The organism is Stenotrophomonas sp. CS3K5, from assembly GCF_059515225.1.
Genome location: NZ_JCAKRX010000001.1, coordinates 466,898 through 485,705, shown reverse-complemented (window position 1 = coordinate 485,705; position 18,808 = coordinate 466,898). Strand labels below are relative to the sequence as shown.

The window sequence follows — 18,808 nt, the reverse complement described above, 5'->3', positions numbered from 1 at the left end:
CCCCGACCATGCCGGGTTCAGGCAATGCCGGCCAGCGGCCGGCACTACCGGGCCGGCGAGGGGGCCTGCCCCGCGATCCAGCAGCCCAGGAGCCCCCTTGTTGTTCAAGGGGGCGCGCCGACAGGCGCGGGGATAAGGTGGAATGGGCGGGCAATTCTGCCTTACCCGGCTCGGACTAATTGCCTATTTGGGGTCTCTGAGCCGGGTAAGGCATAATTGCCGGTGAAACTTCCTTTGCGCCGGCGTTTCCGGGCACGTCCGGACGGCGTTTTTCCCCCTGTTCGGAACATCGATCAATGACGCAGAAAATTACGGTCATCCGCGGCGACGGCATTGGCCCGGAAATCATGGACGCCACCCTGTTCGTGCTCGACCAGCTCAACGCTGGCCTGGAGTATGAAGATGCCGACGCCGGCCTGGTGGCCCTGGAAAAGCACGGCGACCTGATGCCGGCGGTGACCCTGGAATCGATCGCGCGCAACAAGGTGGCGCTGAAGAGCCCGCTGACCACCCCGGTCGGTGGTGGCTTCACCTCGATCAACGTCAGCCTGCGCCGTCATTTCGACCTGTACGCCAACGTGCGTCCGGCCCACACCTTCCCGAACACCAAGTCGCGTTTCGACAATGTCGACCTGATCACCGTTCGTGAGAACACCGAAGGCGCTTACCTGGCCGAAGGCCAGGAAGTGTCGGCCGATGGCGAGACCGCTTTCTCCGGCACCCGCATCACCCGCAAGGGCTCCGAGCGCATCGTGCGCTACGCCTTCGAGCTGGCCCGCAGCGTCGGCCGCAAGAAGGTCACCGCGGTGCACAAGGCCAACATCATCAAGTCGACCTCGGGCCTGTTCCTGAACGTCGCCCGTGAAGTGGCCGCGCAGTACCCGGACATCGAGTTCCAGGAAATGATCGTCGACAACTGCTGCATGCAGCTGGTGATGCGTCCGGAACAGTTCGACGTGATCGTCACCACCAACCTGTTCGGCGACATCATCTCCGACCTGTGCGCCGGCCTGGTCGGCGGCCTGGGCCTGGCCCCGGGTGCCAACATCGGCAAGGACGCGGCGATCTTCGAAGCCGTGCACGGTACCGCGCCGGACATCGCCGGCCAGGGCAAGGCCAATCCGTGCGCGCTGCTGCTGGCAGCCGCACAGATGCTGGACCACGTCGGCCAGCCGGAAAACGCCGAGCGCCTGCGCAAGGCCATCGTCGCCACCATGGAAGCCAAGGACTCGCTGACCGGCGACCTGGGCGGCACCGGCACCACCATGAGCTTCGCCAAGGCCATCGCCAGCCGCCTGTAAGCGGCCGGCGTTCCGGCTGGAGATCGTCTTAGCGATGTCCAGTCCGTGCCCGCATGGGTTGAAGACGGGCCGTCCTTGTACGGCCCGTCTGCGCTTTTAACTGTGGCTTTTCACCAGCAGGGTTTTTCAGATGCCTGAGGCGGCCGTGTGGGTCGTGGCGGCCGTTGCCGTCTATGCAATCGGCGTGGCCATCTACGCCGTCTTCTATTGGCCGTGGTCCCGCGCTCAGCGCGCGCTACGCCGCCTGCGCACGCATGGGGCGCCCCTCCGCAGCATGCGGGAGAGCGAGGCGCGCATCCTGCGGTTGGTCGAATTTCCGGCAGGATTGCCTGTGTATCTGCTCGAAGGCAACTGTGCGGCGTTCGTGATCAGGAGCAGGATCTCTCCGGCCCAGCATGTGCAGACGCTGGCCGACGTCCCCGTGAGGTATCCGGCAGGCCTTGCAAGTGCCGTGCGCGCGGGCAGCAATACTGCCGAAGTGGTGCTGGGTCGTGACCACGCGATGATCGTGCGACTCAATGGGGTCAAGCTGACCCCGTAGCGTCGGGCCATGCTTGGCCTTGCTTTCAAGGGCCCCGGACGAAAAGCAGAAGCAGTCGAGCACGGCTCGACTCTACAGTGCGTTTTTCGCACAGATCATGTGCTGTTACATGGCTGGTTCGTGCGTCAGGCGCTCCGCATCCTGTGCCCCACACCCATCGCACAGGAATCCGCACATGAACCTCACCGCCTTTGGCCTGGCCAGCCTGATCGGCATGGCCGCCGCTGCCCCGGTTGCCGCCGTCGAGCCATCCCACCCCACCATCCGCCACATGGCCGGCGCGCCGTCGGTGGCCGCGCTGGATGCAGCGAAGACCGCCGTGCTGGTGATCGACTTCCAGAACGAGTATTTCGATGCCAGCGCCGCATCGGGCTTTGCCGGTGGCCGCATGGTCATCCCCGATGGCGTGGCTGCGCTGCGCCAGGCCAAGCGGGTGGTCGAATTTGCCGACGCCAACGGCATCCGCGTGATCCACGTGCAGCACGTGCTGCCGGCCGGTGCGCCGCTGTTTGCACAGGGCAGCGTCAATGCGGCCTTCCATCGCGACCTGCAGCCGCGCAAGGGCGAGACCGTGGTGCAGAAGGACAACGTCAGCGTGTTCGCTGGCAGCTCGGCCGCGGTGCTCGACACGGTGCTGAAGGACGCCGGCATCGACACGCTGATCGTCACCGGTCTGCAGACCCACGCCTGCGTGGCCGGTGCCGCGCGCGATGCGGCCGCTGCGCCGCGCGGCTATCGGGTGATCGTGGCCTCCGATGCCAGTGCCAGCCGTGACCTGGACCTGGCCAATGGCGGTCGCATCGATCATCGCGTGCTGCACGAGGCCTCGCTGGCGCAGATCGAGGACACCTTCGGTGATGTCATGCGTACCGATGCGATTCTGGCGCTGCCGGTGCGCAAGGCCGGCAACGGCGCTTGATAAGCTGGCGGGGTCCGCACGTCGCGGGCCCCGCCCTGTGGAGCCGACCACCGATGGACCACTTTGCCGCTCTGCGCGCGCTGCGCGCCATCGTTGATGCTGGCAGTTTTACCGCCGCCGCCGAGCGCCTGGGCACCACGCACTCGGCGATGTCACGGCAGCTGCGCCAGCTGGAAGAGCACCTGCAGGTTCGCCTGCTCGATCGCAACAGCCGACGGTTGTCATTGACCGAAGCCGGACGCGACTACTACCGGGAGGCCGGCGCGCTGCTGGACCGCCTGCAGGAAGTCGATGACCGCGCGCGCGCCGGGCAGGCGCAGCCCAGCGGCACCGTGCGGATCAGTGTGCCGCAGGTGGTGGCCAGCCAGGAGTTGCCGCAGTGGCTGCCATCATTCCTGCAGCGCTACCCGCAGGTGACGCTGGACCTGTCGGCCGATGACCAGCTGGTGGATGTGGTCGGTGGTGGCTTCGACCTGGCCCTGCGCATCGCCGCCACGTTGCCGGACAGCCAGCTGGTCGCGCGCGAACTGGCCAGCTGTCCGCGCATCCTGGTGGCTGCGCCGGTCTATCTGGCACGTCATGGTCTGCCGCGGCAGGCTGCGGATCTCGAACAACACACGCTGCTGGGATTCAGTCCCACCCCGTCAATGCCGCCCTGGCAGCTGCAGGGGCCGCGCGGTGCCAGCGTGAGCATCGAGGCCGGCCAGCGCCTGCGCGTGGATGCCACGCCCGCGCTGTATGCCGCCGCGCTGGCCGGAATGGGCATCAGCCTGTTCACTGCACTGACCGTCCAGGAGGACCTGCGCGCGGGCCGCTTGATCCGCGTGTTGCCGGCCTGGCATGCCGGGCAGCGCCGCTACTTCGCGTTGTATCCGCATGCACGTGCACTGGCGCCGAAAGTGCGCGTGCTGGTCGAGCACCTCGCAGCGCACTACGCTGCCCAGGTGGGCGCGGCAGGGTAGCCGCGCATCTGCAACCGAGGTGGTGATGGAGTCGGTGTATCTGCTGGTCGCGCTCGGCGCGATCGTCGCTGGATTCGTGCAGGGCTTGTCCGGCTTCGCCTTCGGCATGGTGGCGATGTCGTTCTGGGCGTGGGGACTGGAGCCGCGCCTGGCCGCCACGCTGTCGGTGTTCGGCGCGCTGGTCGGCCAACTGGTGGCGGTGTTCACCGTGCGCCGCGGTTTCAACCTGCGCCTGCTGCTGCCGTTCGTGCTGGGCGGGCTGGCCGGCATTCCGATGGGCGTGATGGTGCTGCCGCAGCTGGACATGGACTGGTTCAAGGCGCTGCTGGGCGGCTTCCTGGCACTGTGGTGCCCCGTGATGCTGATGGCGCGGTCGTTGCCGCCGGTCACCGTCGGCGGCCGCGTGGGCGATGCGATCGCAGGCATGGCCGGGGGTGTGCTCAGCGGCATTGGCGGTTTCGCCGGACCGGTGCCGACGCTGTGGAGCACGCTGCGGGGCTTCGGCAAGGACGAGCAGCGTGCGGTCATCCAGAATTTCAATCTGGCGATGCTGGCAGTGACCATGGCCACCTATGTCGGAAGTGGCCTGGTGACGCGGCAGATGCTGCCGTACTTCGCCATCGTGGCACCGGCGATGCTGGTGCCGACGCTGTTGGGCGCGCGGGTCTACATCGGCATCAGTGAAGCGCGTTTCCGGCAGGTCGTGCTGAGCCTGCTGACCGCTTCCGGCATCGCGCTACTGGCGTCGTCACTGCCGGTGCTGCTGGCCGGGCGGTAGCTGTGGAAGGTCATGGGATCCTGCTCCGTAGCGTCGAGCAAGCTCGACGCTACGAAAAAGCCGCGACCCTTGTGGATCACGGCTTGTCGTTTACGGCACGCCAGGACTCAGCGCTGCTGGATCTTCGACAGCAGTCGCAGGAACTCCACATACAGCCAGACCAGGGTCACCATCAGGCCGAATGCGCCATACCATTCCATGTACTTCGGCGCGCGCTGGGCCACGCCGGTCTCGATGAAGTCGAAATCCAGCACCAGGTTGAGTGCGGCCACTACCACCACGAACAGGCTGAAGGCGATGCCCAGCCAGCTGGCGTCGTGGATCACCGGCACGTTGATGTTGAAGAAGCCGAGTACGAACGAGGCCAGGTAGAGCAGGGCAATGCCCCCGGTGGCGGCGACCACGCCCATCTTGAAGTTCTCGGTGGCCTTGATCACGCCGCTGCGGTAGGCGATCAGCAATGCGGCCAGCGTGCCGAAGGTCAGCAGCACGGCCTGGAACACGATGCCCGGGTACTTCATGTTGAACAGGGCCGAGACCGCGCCCAGGAACAGGCCTTCGACCAGTGCGTACATCGGCGCGGTGACCGGCGACCATTCCTTCTTGAAGATGGTGATCAGCGCCAGCACCAGGCCACCGATCGCGCCGCCCATGGCGTACAGGCCGGCAGCGCCGGTCATCTGGCCGTACGCGTCGACCGACTGGTTCCAGGCGAAGGCGGCGGTCAGCACGGTCAACAGCAGCAGGATGCCGGTCTTGTTGGCGGTGCCGTTGAGGGTCATCACCTGGTCGGGGCGGGTCACCACCGAACCGTTGGCGAGGTCGAGGAAAGTCGACTCGGAAAGAGCCGGGTTGCCGCTGCGCATGCGCGTTCTCCGTGCGAATGAGGGTCTGGACGGCCATCCGGCCGATCACCGCGAGCATAGCCGATGACCGCGCACGGCGCTGTTGCCGGCGCCTGCGTCGCGCTGCCCGCGTTGACAGTTCGCAATGCGCTTGGCGACAATGACCAGCTCCCCGGGCCCGCCCGAGGGGATTGCAAGACCGGGGTATAGCGCAGTCTGGTAGCGCGCCTGCTTTGGGAGCAGGATGTCGGGGGTTCGAATCCCTCTACCCCGACCAATCCCACATCACGTCGGATTGGACACCGTTCCGGTTCGGGCGCCCGTAGCTCAACTGGATAGAGCACCGGCCTTCTAAGCCGGCGGTTACAGGTTCGATTCCTGTCGGGCGCGCCATTGGAATCAATGGTTTATAGATTATCTTGATGCTGGCGGAGCCTCTCCGGGGAACACCGGGGATGCGCGGATCGCGACATCGTGGGCAACAAAAAAGGCCAGCGCGGTGCGCTGGCCTTTCTGCGTCCTGGCGGGGCACTGCGTTGCAGTGCCCCGCGTGGATCACAGCTGCTCGAGTTCGCCCACATCAACCCTGCCGCCACCGCAGTTGCCGTGGCAGCCGCCGCCGATCGGGCCGCTGCCGCCACCACCGCCGCCGCCGCCGCCACCACCACCACCACCGCCGCCACGTGCAGGGGGCGGCAGGACGGTGGAAACAACCGTGCCACTGTCGAACACCTGGTTGTAGCGCAGGGTGTAGTCCGCGCAGACAATGCCATTGCACACCGTCAGGGTGTCGCCGGGCTTCATCCGGTTCGCGACCTGCCACACGGTCCCGCTCGAGGGGCTCAGGCGCTCACGCTCCCGGGACAGCACGCGATACGTTGCTTCATCCGGATTCGGTACGGTGACCGTGCACTCGCTGCAGTTGAGAACGCCGCGATTGGCCGCAGACGCCTCCCAGGCAGTCAGGAGTACCAGTGCGCCGAGCAGGATCGAAAGATGCTTCGTTCGAAACCCTGGAGTGTCCTTGATTCCCACAGTTTTCATGTTTTCCTTTCCCCTATTTCAGGATGCAACAGTTCTGATAGATGTTTTCAGCAAGGGTTCGTGAGTTGGCCTTCTCCTCCTGAGTCAGGTCTTTCTCGTAGCGCATCAGATCGTCATGGGTGACCAGGCGCGGGTTGACCCTCTGCAACGCGCGCGCGTATGCCCAGGCGCGCACAGGGTCGGGTTGGGTGAAGCTGCCGGCGGCGTACGCTCTTTCCAGATCACCGAGTGCGGAAATGTTTCCCTGTGCAGCCAGTGCATCGAGATAGTTGAGCGCGGTCTCCTTCCATTGGCTGAGCCGGGCCGGATCCCGAATGGCGTCATCCAGTGAGCCGATGACCTTCTCGGGAGAGAGCGAGTAGGCGCGCATGGCTTCCTGCGAGCCCATGGCAGCAGCCTTGGAGAGCCAATCGGTGTGGTAGATGTCACGCTCCAGCGCCAGCGATTCGCACTCCTTGAGCAGGCGCTCGGATCGTTCCAGGAACCAGCCGCCCGCACCGACGCTGGCGGCCGAGTCAGCCAGTACGTCGGCGCGGTCCGAAGTGAAGGTCTGGCACTGCTCGATGGTCAGATGGATCTCGTAGGTTGCCGTGGCATCGCCGGCGTCGGAGCGCAGCATCAGTTGCCTGACGTGGGCGAGTGCATCGCCCGCAGGGCGGAATTCGTGTGCCCGGGTGATCTGGTAGGCCTTGGGTCCCACTGCGGTGTACGAGCCGGGCGGGATCCTGCTGTCCCTCTCAAGCCGCTGTGCGGTTGCCGCACCGGAGCCTGGCGGCTGCGCCTGCCGGGTTGATTCCTGCGACGGGCCGATGCGTCTGGTTGCATCCGCGTGCATGGCATCTGCAGGCGCCTGCTGCAGGTGGACGAACAGTGCAATGGCCGCCACTGTCAGCACCGCTGCCAGTGCGATCACTCCGATTAGCCGTTTTCTCATCTGGTGTTTCACCTTCGTTGCCGGACGGGACAGGGTTTCAAACGTCCGCCTCGCCTTCCATGTCCCGCTGCTAACGGTGCATGAGCGGACCTCCCCCACTGTCATTCGCGATCCGTTCACTATTCGTTCATCTATTGTTCACGCGTCAGCTCGCCGATGAGGATCGGGGGCTGGCGCCCGGAATTGGGCGTCGGAGGTGTTGCGGTGGCGGGCCGTCCGTGCGCTGCGGCGCAATGCCACAAAGTGGTGGGTGGACAGCCGTGTGTCGTGTTGTCTGGATGGCCGATCCGTTTCCGCGTCCATCACCGGACCGCGCGTTTCCGACCATGCGTGGCCAATGACGTAGGCGTGCATCGCACTGCGTCCACACCTGGCCGCAGGAGAGTGGAGAACACGCGCGATGTTGTGGGTCGCCGCAGAGCAGAAACGCGGCTGGCGCCGCTGACCGTTCGCGGCACAGGGTGCGAAATTGTGGCCACGCATCGCTGATGCGGGTGCCTGCACATCAATGTGAAGAAACGCTTGCAATTCCTTCGCGACTCCCGGAAAATGCCGGACTCGCTTCGGGGGACGGACTTCTGGTTCCACCCGGTTGCAAAGCATCAAGGTTCCAACGCCAGCCTCTTCGGCGAGGGAGCAAGCGTTTCAGTGGTGGCTGTAGCTCAGTTGGTTAGAGTACCGGATTGTGATTCCGGTGGTCGGGGGTTCGAATCCCCTCAGCCACCCCACTGTTTCAACCGCTTCGGCGCAGCCGAAACGGTATTGCAATAAACAGAATGCACGCTACAATGTGCGTCTGAGTTTCACGGGCCGTTAGCTCAGTTGGTAGAGCAGTTGACTCTTAATCAATAGGTCCAAGGTTCGAATCCTTGACGGCCCACCAAGACGGAAGCCACCTGGTACGCCAGGTGGCTTTTTTCTTTAAGTGTGACTCCTTCCTTTTGTTGGATCACACGCGGCAGACCCCGCCTGGCGTGGATCTGCCGCAGCAGCGGGATCGCAGTGCTGGTTTCAACGATGTTGAAAATAGTGCTTGCGCCCACCGAGCGGATCGGGTCATAATTCGCGCCCCGATTTCGGGCTGTTAGCTCAGTTGGTAGAGCAGTTGACTCTTAATCAATAGGTCCAAGGTTCGAATCCTTGACAGCCCACCAGACGAAAGCCACTTGGTCTACCAAGTGGCTTTTTTCTTGCCCGCGCATCTGGCTGGCCTTCATCCACGCATGGCGTGGATCTACTGAAGCGGTGATGAAACCCGGGGCATACGCGTCATCGGTGTTTTCAATGCTGTGCGCTGCTTCTCACCGCAGCGCCTCCTGCATCGCACCCAATGGTGGTTCCGCGCCGATGGCGCATGCATGGAGGACCATCCTGATGGCTGATTTCAATCGACTGCGCCTGGCGCTGCTGTTGCCGTTCGCACTGGTGGCGCTGACCGCGTGTGAGGCTGGGAGTGAGGCTGCCGGACATGATGCCGCTGCGCAGAGTGCTCCGGCTGCTCCGGCCGGGGAGGTGATGCCGATGCAGCCGACCGCGCCGATGGAGGGGGCGGCGCCGTCCGGGGCGGTGCAGATGCGCCGGACCGATGACGGCGGTGTTGAGATCCGCAAGATGGACGCAGCGGACGGGCAGGGCGCTGGCGCGGCGCCGGCCGAACCCCGACAGCCCTGATCCATCAGCGTCCCGGGCGGCTGCCGGCCGCCCGGGACGGCATATTCAGCTTTGTGCAGGCCTTCCGCTTCCTGCGTCCGCCTGCGACAATGAACGCCTGTGCCGGCCACGCGAAAGTGGCGGAATTGGTAGACGCCCTGGATTTAGGTTCCAGTGCCGCAAGGCGTGGGGGTTCGAGTCCCCCCTTTCGCACCAGTGCCGGCCTGTCCCCGCCCTGATTGGGCCATCGGCGCCCCCTTGACCGGCACGCGCTGGCAGTGCACGCCGAATTGGGCGAAACTAAAGGGCTGCGGCAAGCAGGCGCGTCCCAGACGTCGTGTCCTTACAACCGTTTCATCCCATCATCGAGCCGGGGGCCTGGGCCACCGGTGGCAGGAGTCAACATGCAAGCTTCGATCGAATCCACCGGCAACCTGGAACGCCGCCTGAGCTTCTCGCTGCCGGAAGACCGTCTGCAGAGCCACATCGTCGGCCGCCTGGGCGAAATCGCCCGTACCACCCGCATCAAGGGTTTCCGTCCGGGCAAGGTGCCGGCCAAGGTGATCGAGCAGCGCTTCGGCGCGCAGGTCCGTGGCGAGGCGCTGGACGGCCTGCTGCGCGAAACCTTCGACGCGGCCGTGCGTGAGCATGACCTGCGCATCGTCGGCAGCCCGCGCATCGACAAGGGCGAGGAGGGTGAATTCTCCTTCGTGGCCACCGTGGAAGTGGTGCCGGACTTCGGCGACCTCGACGTCAGCAAGCTGACAGTGGTGCGCCACACCGCCGAGATCAGCGACGCTGACATCGACCAGATGATCGAGAACCTGCAGAACCAGCGCCGTACCTGGGCCCCGGTCAGCCGTGGCGCGCAGGACGGTGACCTGGTGGCCGTGGAGACCTGGTCGCAGGCCGGCGAAGAGCGCCTGCCGGCCGAAGGCACCGAGAAGGGTTCGATCGTGCTCGGCCAGGGCATGATGTTCGACACCATCGAGAAGGGTCTGGTCGGCCTGGCCAAGGGTGAAGAGAAGACCCTGGACGTCGACTTCCCGGCGGACTGGCGCGTGCCGGTGCTGGCGGGCAAGACCGTGCAGGTCACCGTCAAGGTGACTGAAGTGTCCGAGCCGGTCGTGCCGGCGGTGGACGAAGCCTTCATCAAGAGCTTCGGCGTGAAGGGCGGCGACGTCGAGCAGTTCCGCAGCGACATCCGCGCCAACCTGGAGCGTGAGCTGAAGGGCGCGCTGATGAACCGCCTGCGCCGCGAAGTGGGTGAGCAGCTGATCGCCGCTTACTCCTCGGTGGAAATGCCGCCGCGCTTGGTCGACAACGAAGCCCGCGCCATGCTGGCCCAGCAGGTCGAGCAGATCCGCCGCAACGGCCAGAACGTCGGTGAGATCCCGGCCGACGCCCACGAAGGCTTCAAGGACGCGGCTGCCAAGCGCGTGCTGGTCGGCCTGGTGGTGGGTGAAGTGGCCCGCACCAATGATCTGCGCCTGGAACCCAAGCGCCTGAACGAAACGATGCGTCTGATCGCTTCGACCTACGAAGAGCCGGAACAGGTCATTGAGATGTACCGCAACGACCCCCAGCTGATGTCTGGCCTGCAGAACCGTGTGATGGAAGAGCAGGTGATCGACTGGATCGCCGAGCGTGCCCAGCACACCGAAGAGAAGCTGTCGTTCCAGGACGCGATCCGCCAGTAAGCCTGGGCGGATCACCGCATCCCCCGCGCCGTTGCCGGCGCGGGGTTGTTTCCCCCCAAGACAGGTACCTCACGTAATGGACAACCGAACCAAAGCCCTGAACCTGGTTCCGATGGTGGTCGAGCAGACCAGCCGCGGCGAGCGTGCCTACGACATCTATTCGCGCCTGTTGAAGGAGCGCCTGATCTTCCTCGTGGGCCCGATCGACGATCACATGGCCAACGTGGTGGTGGCGCAGTTGCTGTTCCTGGAATCGGAAAACCCGGAAAAGGACATCAACATCTACATCAACTCGCCGGGTGGCGTGGTCACCGCCGGCATGGCGATCTACGACACCATGCAGTACATCAAGCCGAATGTGAGCACCACCTGCATCGGCCAGGCCGCCTCGATGGGCGCCCTGCTGCTGGCCGCGGGCGAAGCCGGCAAGCGCTATGCGCTGCCGAACTCGCGCGTGATGATCCACCAGCCGCTGGGCGGCTATCAGGGCCAGGCCACCGACATCGACATTCACGCGCGTGAGATCCTGACCCTGCGTTCGCGCCTGAACGAGATCCTGGCCAAGCACACCGGCCAGTCGCTGGAGACGATCGCCCGCGATACCGAGCGCGACAACTTCAAGAGCGCCTTTGAAGCCCAGGCCTACGGTCTGGTCGACCAGGTGCTGGAGCGTCGTCCGGATGAGTCGATCCAGGCCGGCTGACCGGCCTTCACGGGGCCAGGGAGGCTCCGTTCCTGCAGGGTCGGGCGGGACTGGTGTCCCCTCGGCCCTGTGCTATTCTCGAATCGAACCCCCGTTCAGCGGGTGGGGTAACTGGGTAAGCGAAGCATGAGCGAAGACCGCCAAGGTCGTTCCACGGACACCGGCAAGATCCTCTACTGCTCTTTCTGCGGCAAGAGCCAGCATGAAGTGCGCAAGCTGATTGCGGGTCCGAGCGTGTTCATCTGCGATGAATGCGTGGAGCTGTGCAACGACATCATCCGTGAGGAACTTGAGGAAAAGGCGCAGTCGGCGCGCAGTTCGCTGCCCAAGCCGCGCGAGATCCTCGAGGTTCTCGACCAGTACGTGATCGGCCAGAACCGCGCCAAGCGCACCCTGGCCGTGGCCGTGTACAACCACTACAAGCGCATCGAGAGCCGTCAGAAGAACGACGACGTCGAACTGGCGAAGTCGAACATCCTGCTGGTCGGCCCGACCGGTTCGGGCAAGACCCTGCTGGCCGAGACCCTGGCCCGCCTGCTCAACGTGCCGTTCACCATGGCCGACGCCACCACGCTGACCGAAGCCGGTTACGTGGGCGAGGACGTGGAGAACATCATCCAGAAGCTGCTGCAGAAGTGCGACTACGACGTCGAGAAGGCGCAGCAGGGCATCGTCTACATCGATGAGATCGACAAGATTTCGCGCAAGAGCGAGAACCCGTCGATCACCCGCGATGTGTCCGGCGAAGGCGTGCAGCAGGCGCTGCTGAAGCTGATCGAAGGCACCGTGGCCAGCGTTCCGCCGCAGGGCGGCCGCAAGCACCCGCAGCAGGAATTCCTGCAGGTGGACACCAAGAACATCCTGTTCATCTGCGGCGGTGCGTTCGCCGGGCTGGACAAGGTGATCCAGGCCCGTTCCACCGACGTGGGCAGCATCGGCTTCGGTGCCAAGGTCAAGAGCAGCGAGCGCAAGCAGGAAGTGGGCAAGGTGCTGGCCGAAGTCGAGCCGGAAGACCTGATCAAGTTCGGCCTGATTCCCGAGTTCGTCGGCCGCCTGCCGGTGGTGGCGACCCTGGAGGAACTGGACGAGCCGGCACTGATCAAGATCCTGACCGAGCCGAAGAACGCCATCACCAAGCAGTTCAAGAAGCTGTTCGAGATGGAGAACGTCGAGCTGGAGTTCCGTCCGGACGCGCTGTCGGCCATTGCCCGCAAGGCGCTCAAGCGCAAGACCGGTGCCCGTGGCCTGCGCACCATCGTCGAATCGGTCCTGCTGGACACCATGTACGACCTGCCGTCGCAGGAAAACGTCAGCAAGGTGGTGGTGGACGAGTCGGTGATCGAGCACAAGTCCGAGCCGTACCTGATCTACCAGACACCGGCGGCCCCTGAACAGAAGGCCGCAGGCGCCGAGTGATCCTTCCAGGTTGTTGATTGGAAAGGATTTTCAAGGAATGCCTTGCATCTGAAAGCCGATGGCCCCATAACGGGGCCATCGGCTTTTTTTGTCTCCGGAAGATGCCCTCCCGGAGGCGGTTTTCCCCTTCCCTGGAGCCCCCATGGCCCGTTCCCCAAGTGAAACCCTCGACCTGCCGGTCCTGCCGCTGCGCGACGTAGTGGTGTTCCCGCACATGGTCATCCCGCTGTTCGTCGGTCGTGACAAGTCCATGCACGCGCTCGAACAGGCAATGGAATCGGACAAGCGCATCCTGCTGCTGGCGCAGAAGTCGGCCGAGACCGACGACCCGCATGCGGCCGACCTCTACCAGGTCGGTACGCTGGCGCAGGTGCTGCAGCTGCTGAAGCTGCCCGACGGCACCATCAAGGTGCTGGTCGAAGGCCTGTCGCGCGTGCAGGTCACCCACGTCGACGAGCGCAACGGCTCGCTGCACGGCCAGGCGGTGGAGATCGACGCCGTTGACGGTCGCGAGGCGCGCGAGGTCGAAGCGATCGCACGCTCGCTGATGTCGCTGTTCGAGCAGTACGTGAAGACCAACCGCAAGCTGCCGCCGGAACTGCTGCAGACGCTGTCGGGCATCGATGAGCCGGCACGCCTGGCCGATACCATCGCCGCCCACATCAGCGTGCGCCTGGCCGACAAGCAGCGCCTGCTGGAGACGCTGGCGGTGAGCGAGCGCCTGGAGATGCTGGTCGGTCTGGTCGATGGCGAGATCGACGTGCAGCAGATGGAAAAGCGCATCCGCGGCCGCGTGAAGTCGCAGATGGAAAAGAGCCAGCGCGAGTACTACCTCAACGAACAGATGAAGGCCATCCAGAAGGAACTGGGTGACCTGGACGATGCGCCGGGCGAGCTGGAAGAGCTTGCGCGCAAGATCGCCGAAGCCGGCATGCCCAAGGCGGTGGAAGCCAAGGCGCGCAACGAACTGAACAAGCTCAAGCAGATGTCGCCGATGTCGGCCGAAGCGGCGGTCGTGCGCAACTACCTGGAGTGGCTGCTGGGCGTGCCGTGGAAGAAGCGCAGCAAGGTGCGCAAGGACCTGAAGGCCGCGCAGGACACCCTGGATGCCGATCACTACGGTCTGGAGAAGGTCAAGGACCGCATCCTGGAATACCTGGCGGTGCAGTCGCGGGTGAAGCAGATGAAGGGCCCGATCCTGTGTCTGGTCGGGCCGCCGGGCGTGGGCAAGACCTCGCTGGGCCAGTCCATCGCCAAGGCCACCAACCGCAAGTTCGTGCGCATGTCGCTGGGCGGCGTGCGCGACGAGGCCGAGATCCGTGGCCACCGCCGCACCTACGTCGGTTCGATGCCGGGCCGCATCGTGCAGAACCTCAACAAGGTCGGCAGCAAGAACCCGCTGTTCGTGCTCGATGAGATCGACAAGATGTCGATGGACTTCCGTGGCGATCCGTCTTCGGCGCTGCTGGAAGTGCTCGATCCGGAGCAGAACAACGCGTTCAACGACCACTACCTGGAAGTGGACCTGGACCTGTCCGAAGTGATGTTCGTGGCCACCTCGAACTCGCTCAACATTCCGGGCCCGCTGCTGGACCGCATGGAAGTGATCCGCATCCCCGGCTACACCGAGGATGAGAAGCTCAACATCGCCACCCGCTACCTGGTTCCGAAGCAGATCAAGGCCAACGGCCTGCAGCCGGAAGAGCTGGAGATCGGCAGCGATGCCATCCAGGACATCGTGCGCTACTACACGCGCGAATCGGGTGTGCGCAATCTGGAACGCGAGATCGCCAAGATCTGCCGCAAGGTGGTGAAGGAGATCGCGCTGGCCGGCCCGCAGCCGGCGGCGAAGGCGAAGAAGGGCGCGAAGAAGAAGGCGCTGGTGAGCGTGTCCGCCAAGAACCTGGACAAGTACCTGGGCGTGCGTCGCTTCGACTTCGGCCGCGCCGAGGAAGAAAACGAGATCGGCCTGGTCACCGGCCTGGCGTGGACCGAGGTGGGCGGCGACCTGCTGCAGATCGAATCGACGCTGGTGCCGGGCAAGGGCCAACTGATCCTGACCGGCCAGCTCGGCAACGTGATGAAGGAATCGGCGTCGGCGGCGTTGTCGGTGGTGCGTTCGCGCGCGGTCGGTTTCGGTATCGATCCGGAGTTCCTGCAGAAGCACGACGTGCACCTGCACGTGCCCGACGGCGCCACGCCGAAGGATGGCCCGAGTGCCGGTGCGGCGATGGTCACCTCGCTGGTGTCGATGCTGACCAGGGTGCCGGTGCGTGCCGACGTGGCGATGACCGGCGAGATCACGCTGCGCGGTCGCGTCACCGCCATCGGCGGGCTGAAGGAGAAGCTGCTGGCAGCGCTGCGCGGCGGCATCCGCACGGTCATCATTCCGGAGGAGAACCGCAAGGATCTGGCGGACATCCCGGCCAACGTCACCCGCGATCTGAAGATCGTGCCAGTGAAGTACATCGAAGAGGTGCTGGATCTGGCATTGGAGCGTCCGCTGGCGCCCAAGAAGGCGCGTAAGAGTGCGCAGCGCGTCACTGTGCGCAGCAAGGCCAAACCGAGTGGAAGCGCGCGCGTCAAGCATTGACGCGCGCTGTCCAATGGCCCGAAACCCGCGTCGTTGCTGGCTTTCCACCTTGCGTGGGGGTAGGGCCGCTGGTATAAAAGCAGCACTCGCGAATGAGTGATCGCTGTCAGCGATGACTGAATCGGCGAACCGTTTCCACATGGCGGCCGCATGCAGAACGCATGCGGTTGCTTCCCTGTCGAATAAGCGGAACCCACCGCCAAAGGAGTTGTAGAGAATGAACAAGACCGAATTGATCGATGCCGTTGCTGAAGCTGCCGACCTGACCAAGGCCGAGTCCAGCCGCGCTGTCGATGCCGTCGTTGCTGCCGTCACCAAGGCGCTGAAGGACGGCGATGCGGTCACCCTGGTTGGCTTCGGTACCTTCCAGGTCCGCGACCGTGCTGCCCGCACCGGCCGCAACCCGAAGACCGGCGACACCATCAAGATCGCTGCTTCGAAGAATCCGTCGTTCAAGGCTGGTAAGGCCCTGAAGGATGCTGTAAACTAAGCGGCTCGCTGGGGTGCTTAGCTCAGCGGTAGAGCGTCTCCTTTACACGGAGAGGGTCGGGGGTTCGAAACCCTCAGCACCCACCACAGCACCGCGGTAAAAGTTTGAGTGTGGAGCGGTAGTTCAGCTGGTTAGAATGCTGGCCTGTCACGCCGGAGGTCGCGGGTTCGAGTCCCGTCCGCTCCGCCATTCAACGAGGCCTCCGGCCAAAAGCTGGAGGCTTTGTTTTCTCCCCGGTCCAGGCCGGCAGGAAACAAAAGCAGCAACAACGCGGAGCGGTAGTTCAGCTGGTTAGAATGCTGGCCTGTCACGCCGGAGGTCGCGGGTTCGAGTCCCGTCCGCTCCGCCACTACATCGAGGCCCCCGGTTCAATGCTGGGGGCCTTGTCTTCTCCCCGGAAGGTTCGGGAGGAAGGCGAAAAGGTTTTTGCAAGAACGGAGCGGTAGTTCAGCTGGTTAGAATGCTGGCCTGTCACGCCGGAGGTCGCGGGTTCGAGTCCCGTCCGCTCCGCCATTGCAGAATTCTTAAGTCCCTGTGAAAAAACTTTGAAAAAAGTGTTCACCGGGCTGGGTTTCCAGGGAGTCTTCGGATATACTGGGCGCCTGCAAAGTTTCAGCGCGGAGCGGTAGTTCAGCTGGTTAGAATGCTGGCCTGTCACGCCGGAGGTCGCGGGTTCGAGTCCCGTCCGCTCCGCCAACTCTAAAAGCCCTCGGCGCAAGCCGGGGGCTTTTTCTTTGTGCCATCGCGAAGCGGTGCGCAGCCCACGCCGGTGCTGCTTTTGGTCCCTGCCACGAAGCGGGTTACACTGCCGGGCTCGCCAATCAGGCCTTGTGATTCCTCACCATGCTGCAGAAACTCCGCGACAAGACCTCAGGCTGGATCGTCACCGTGATCCTGGGGCTGCTGATGATTCCGTTCCTGTTCGTGATCGACAACAGCTACCTCGGTGGCGTTGGCGCACAGAACGTGGCCAAGGTTTCCGCGCCGCCGACCTGGTGGCGTTCGGCACCGTCGTGGTGGCCGGTGCGCATGCTGTGGCAGCACCATGAGATCAGTGCGCAGGATTTCCGCACCCGCTTCGAGCAGGAGCGCATGCGTGAGCGCCAGCAGCAGGGCGAGAACTTCGACCCGCGCGCGTTCGAAAGCACCCAGAACAAGCTGGCCGTGCTCGACCAGCTGATCGACGAGCAGGTGGTGCGCCTGGTCGGCGAGCAGGCCGGCGTGGTGATCGGTGATGGCGCGGTGCGCGAGTACATCGCCACGATGCCGGCCTTCCTCGATGCGAACGGCAAGTTCAACGAGAACAACTACCGCCTGGCGCTGGCCGGCGGCAATCCGCCGCGTACGCCGACCCAGTTCCAGGAGCTGGTGCGCGAGAGCCTGCAGCAGTCGGTGATCCCGGCCGGCCTGCAGAACTCCGGCTTCGTCACCCAGGCCGAAACCGAGCGCCTGCTGAAGCTGCTGGGCGAGACCCGCGACGTTGAACTGGCCGCGCTGCCGGAAGTGCCGGCCGATACCGCGCCGGTCACCGATGCACAGATCAAGCAGTGGTATGACAGCCATGGCAAGGATTTCCGCCAGGCCGAAACCGTCTCGCTGGAGTATGTCGAGATCAACGGTGGCAACCTGCCGGCACCGACCCCGGCCGATGAAGCAACCCTGCGCAAGCGCTATGAGGAAGAGAAGGCGAAGTTCACCTCGCCGGAGCAGCGCCAGGCCTCGCACATCCTGATCACCGGTGACGGTGCCGAAGCCAAGGCCAACAAGCTCGCGGCCGAAGCCAAGGCGGCCGGTGCCGACTTCGCTGCATTGGCCAGGGCCAATTCGGAAGATCCGGGTTCGAAGGCGCAGGGCGGTGACCTGGGCTGGGTCGAGCGTGGCGCGATGGTCAAGCCGTTCGAAGACGCCCTGTTCGCGGCCAAGGCGGGCGAGGTGATTGGCCCGGTCAAGACCGATTTCGGCTATCACATCATCAAGGTTGCCGCGGTGCGTGGCGGCCAGGGCAAGTCGTTCGAGGAAGTGCGTGACACGCTGGCCGCCGAGCAGCTCAAGGCCGATGGCGAACGTGGCTTCAACGATCTGGCCGGCCGTCTGGTCGATGCCATCAACAAGAGCCCGAGCGATCTGGCGGCGGCGGCCAAGGAAGTGAACCTGCCGCTGCAGACCCTGGGTCCGATCACCCGTGCCACCGCCAGCGGTATTGCCGCCGATCCGGCCGTGCTGCGTGCTGCATTCTCCGACGTGCTGGTGCAGGACGGTACCGCCAGCGATCCGATCGCCCTGGGCGGTGCCACCAACCACAGCGTGGTGATCCGCGTGGCCGCGCACACCCCGGAACAGGCGCTGCCACTGGACAAGGCGCGTGAGCAGGTGATCGCCGCGATCCGTGCCGACCGCCAGCGCCAGGCCAGCGACAAGGCCGCCGATGCCATCCTGGCCAAGCTGAAGGGTGGGGCCACCCTTCAGTCGCTGGCGGCCAGCGAGAAGCTGCAGCTGAGCCCGATGCCGGGCCTGCCGCGCAGCCAGCCGGTGCCGACCCCGGAAATCAACCGCGCCATCTTCAGCGCGCCGGTGCCGGCCGAAGGCAAGCCGAGCTACGGCAAGGTGGATGTCAACGGCCACGCGCTGCTGTTTGCGGTGAACAAGGTCAACCCGGGCGACATCAAGGAAGTGACCGCCGAGCAGCAGAAGCAGCTGAAGGACCAGCTGAGCCAGATCGACGGCATGGCTGCTGCGAAGGGCTACATCGAGACGATGCGCAAGAAGTTCGTGATCCAGACCACCGAAGCGAACCTGTAAGCGTCGCGCCATCGGTGAACGGAAAAGGCCCGGCATTGCCGGGCCTTTTTTGTGGGTGTGCGTAAGCGTGGAGCCTGCTCGGCCACGTTCTGTAGCGTCGAGCTTGCTCGGCTGGGTACACAGAAGCAGTCGA

At 64.6% G+C, this 18,808-nt stretch carries 15 protein-coding genes and 11 tRNA genes; 23 read left to right on the top strand and 3 right to left on the bottom strand.

All coding sequences use genetic code 11. The features are described from left to right. Positions 1-296 precede the first annotated feature (296 nt). The 5 genes from AC5YGJ_RS02270 to AC5YGJ_RS02250 all read left to right on the top strand — a co-directional run bounded on the left by AC5YGJ_RS02270 (position 297) and on the right by AC5YGJ_RS02250 (position 4,501). Positions 297-1,301, top strand: coding sequence for an isocitrate dehydrogenase (locus AC5YGJ_RS02270; RefSeq protein WP_107229995.1), 1,005 nt, complete (start codon positions 297-299; stop codon positions 1,299-1,301). Between the two features lie 130 nt (positions 1,302-1,431). After that, positions 1,432-1,842, top strand: a complete 411-nt coding sequence (locus AC5YGJ_RS02265) for a hypothetical protein (protein ID WP_496185588.1) — start codon at positions 1,432-1,434, stop codon at positions 1,840-1,842. Between the two features lie 175 nt (positions 1,843-2,017). Next, positions 2,018-2,761, top strand: a complete 744-nt coding sequence (locus AC5YGJ_RS02260) for a cysteine hydrolase family protein (RefSeq protein ID WP_496185587.1) — start codon at positions 2,018-2,020, stop codon at positions 2,759-2,761. A gap of 53 nt (positions 2,762-2,814) precedes the next feature. Then, positions 2,815-3,723, top strand: coding sequence for a LysR family transcriptional regulator (locus tag AC5YGJ_RS02255; protein ID WP_309340077.1), 909 nt, complete (start codon positions 2,815-2,817; stop codon positions 3,721-3,723). A 25-nt stretch (positions 3,724-3,748) separates the two neighbouring features. Then, on the top strand, positions 3,749-4,501 hold the full coding sequence (locus tag AC5YGJ_RS02250; protein WP_309340075.1) for a sulfite exporter TauE/SafE family protein: 753 nt from the start codon (positions 3,749-3,751) through the stop codon (positions 4,499-4,501). 107 nt (positions 4,502-4,608) lie between these two features. On the opposite strand, the gene AC5YGJ_RS02245 is transcribed toward AC5YGJ_RS02250, so the two are convergent. Then, entirely contained in the window at positions 4,609-5,367 is a 759-nt protein-coding gene (locus AC5YGJ_RS02245) for a Bax inhibitor-1/YccA family protein (protein ID WP_309340073.1), read from the bottom strand. A 179-nt stretch (positions 5,368-5,546) separates the two neighbouring features. Between AC5YGJ_RS02245 and AC5YGJ_RS02240 the strand changes: the two genes are divergently transcribed. Continuing rightward, positions 5,547-5,623 (top strand) — tRNA-Pro (locus tag AC5YGJ_RS02240). A 39-nt stretch (positions 5,624-5,662) separates the two neighbouring features. Continuing rightward, positions 5,663-5,739 (top strand) — tRNA-Arg (locus AC5YGJ_RS02235). A gap of 162 nt (positions 5,740-5,901) precedes the next feature. On the opposite strand, the gene AC5YGJ_RS02230 is transcribed toward AC5YGJ_RS02235, so the two are convergent. Together AC5YGJ_RS02230 and AC5YGJ_RS02225 are read right to left on the bottom strand one after the other, a co-directional pair. Next, positions 5,902-6,381, bottom strand: coding sequence for a hypothetical protein (locus AC5YGJ_RS02230; protein WP_496185586.1), 480 nt, complete (start codon positions 6,379-6,381; stop codon positions 5,902-5,904). A gap of 22 nt (positions 6,382-6,403) precedes the next feature. Further along, positions 6,404-7,303 (bottom strand): hypothetical protein, encoded by a 900-nt coding sequence (locus tag AC5YGJ_RS02225; protein ID WP_496185585.1) that lies wholly within the window; start codon positions 7,301-7,303, stop codon positions 6,404-6,406. 672 nt (positions 7,304-7,975) lie between these two features. On the opposite strand from AC5YGJ_RS02225, the gene AC5YGJ_RS02220 reads away from it, so the two are divergent. The 16 genes from AC5YGJ_RS02220 to AC5YGJ_RS02145 all read left to right on the top strand — a co-directional run bounded on the left by AC5YGJ_RS02220 (position 7,976) and on the right by AC5YGJ_RS02145 (position 18,675). After that, positions 7,976-8,052, top strand: a tRNA-His gene (locus AC5YGJ_RS02220). 79 nt (positions 8,053-8,131) lie between these two features. Next, positions 8,132-8,207: transfer RNA gene (locus tag AC5YGJ_RS02215), tRNA-Lys, on the top strand. Positions 8,208-8,402: 195 nt separating this feature from the next. Then, positions 8,403-8,478: transfer RNA gene (locus AC5YGJ_RS02210), tRNA-Lys, on the top strand. 220 nt (positions 8,479-8,698) lie between these two features. Then, the gene (locus AC5YGJ_RS02205; protein ID WP_496185584.1) at positions 8,699-8,995 is read left to right on the top strand and encodes a hypothetical protein; all 297 of its coding nucleotides are present in this window, start codon (positions 8,699-8,701) and stop codon (positions 8,993-8,995) included. Between the two features lie 110 nt (positions 8,996-9,105). Beyond that, a tRNA-Leu gene (locus tag AC5YGJ_RS02200) sits at positions 9,106-9,190 on the top strand. A 188-nt stretch (positions 9,191-9,378) separates the two neighbouring features. Beyond that, positions 9,379-10,674: a trigger factor gene (gene tig / locus AC5YGJ_RS02195; protein ID WP_249841793.1), complete on the top strand. Its 1,296-nt coding sequence runs from the start codon at positions 9,379-9,381 to the stop codon at positions 10,672-10,674. 76 nt (positions 10,675-10,750) lie between these two features. Continuing rightward, complete coding sequence (clpP, locus tag AC5YGJ_RS02190; protein WP_019659528.1) at positions 10,751-11,377, top strand: ATP-dependent Clp endopeptidase proteolytic subunit ClpP; 627 nt, start codon at positions 10,751-10,753, stop codon at positions 11,375-11,377. 126 nt (positions 11,378-11,503) lie between these two features. Beyond that, entirely contained in the window at positions 11,504-12,793 is a 1,290-nt protein-coding gene (gene clpX / locus AC5YGJ_RS02185) for an ATP-dependent Clp protease ATP-binding subunit ClpX (RefSeq protein ID WP_004154600.1), read from the top strand. Positions 12,794-12,935: 142 nt separating this feature from the next. Continuing rightward, the gene (gene lon, locus AC5YGJ_RS02180) at positions 12,936-15,386 is read left to right on the top strand and encodes an endopeptidase La (RefSeq protein WP_496185583.1); all 2,451 of its coding nucleotides are present in this window, start codon (positions 12,936-12,938) and stop codon (positions 15,384-15,386) included. Between the two features lie 217 nt (positions 15,387-15,603). Beyond that, on the top strand, positions 15,604-15,876 hold the full coding sequence (locus tag AC5YGJ_RS02175) for an HU family DNA-binding protein (protein WP_004146343.1): 273 nt from the start codon (positions 15,604-15,606) through the stop codon (positions 15,874-15,876). Positions 15,877-15,887: 11 nt separating this feature from the next. After that, positions 15,888-15,962 (top strand) — tRNA-Val (locus tag AC5YGJ_RS02170). 26 nt (positions 15,963-15,988) lie between these two features. Beyond that, a tRNA-Asp gene (locus AC5YGJ_RS02165) sits at positions 15,989-16,065 on the top strand. 83 nt (positions 16,066-16,148) lie between these two features. Further along, a tRNA-Asp gene (locus AC5YGJ_RS02160) sits at positions 16,149-16,225 on the top strand. 87 nt (positions 16,226-16,312) lie between these two features. Continuing rightward, positions 16,313-16,389 (top strand) — tRNA-Asp (locus tag AC5YGJ_RS02155). A gap of 106 nt (positions 16,390-16,495) precedes the next feature. Continuing rightward, positions 16,496-16,572, top strand: a tRNA-Asp gene (locus AC5YGJ_RS02150). 147 nt (positions 16,573-16,719) lie between these two features. Further along, positions 16,720-18,675: a peptidyl-prolyl cis-trans isomerase gene (locus tag AC5YGJ_RS02145; protein ID WP_249844878.1), complete on the top strand. Its 1,956-nt coding sequence runs from the start codon at positions 16,720-16,722 to the stop codon at positions 18,673-18,675. Positions 18,676-18,808: the final 133 nt, after the last annotated feature.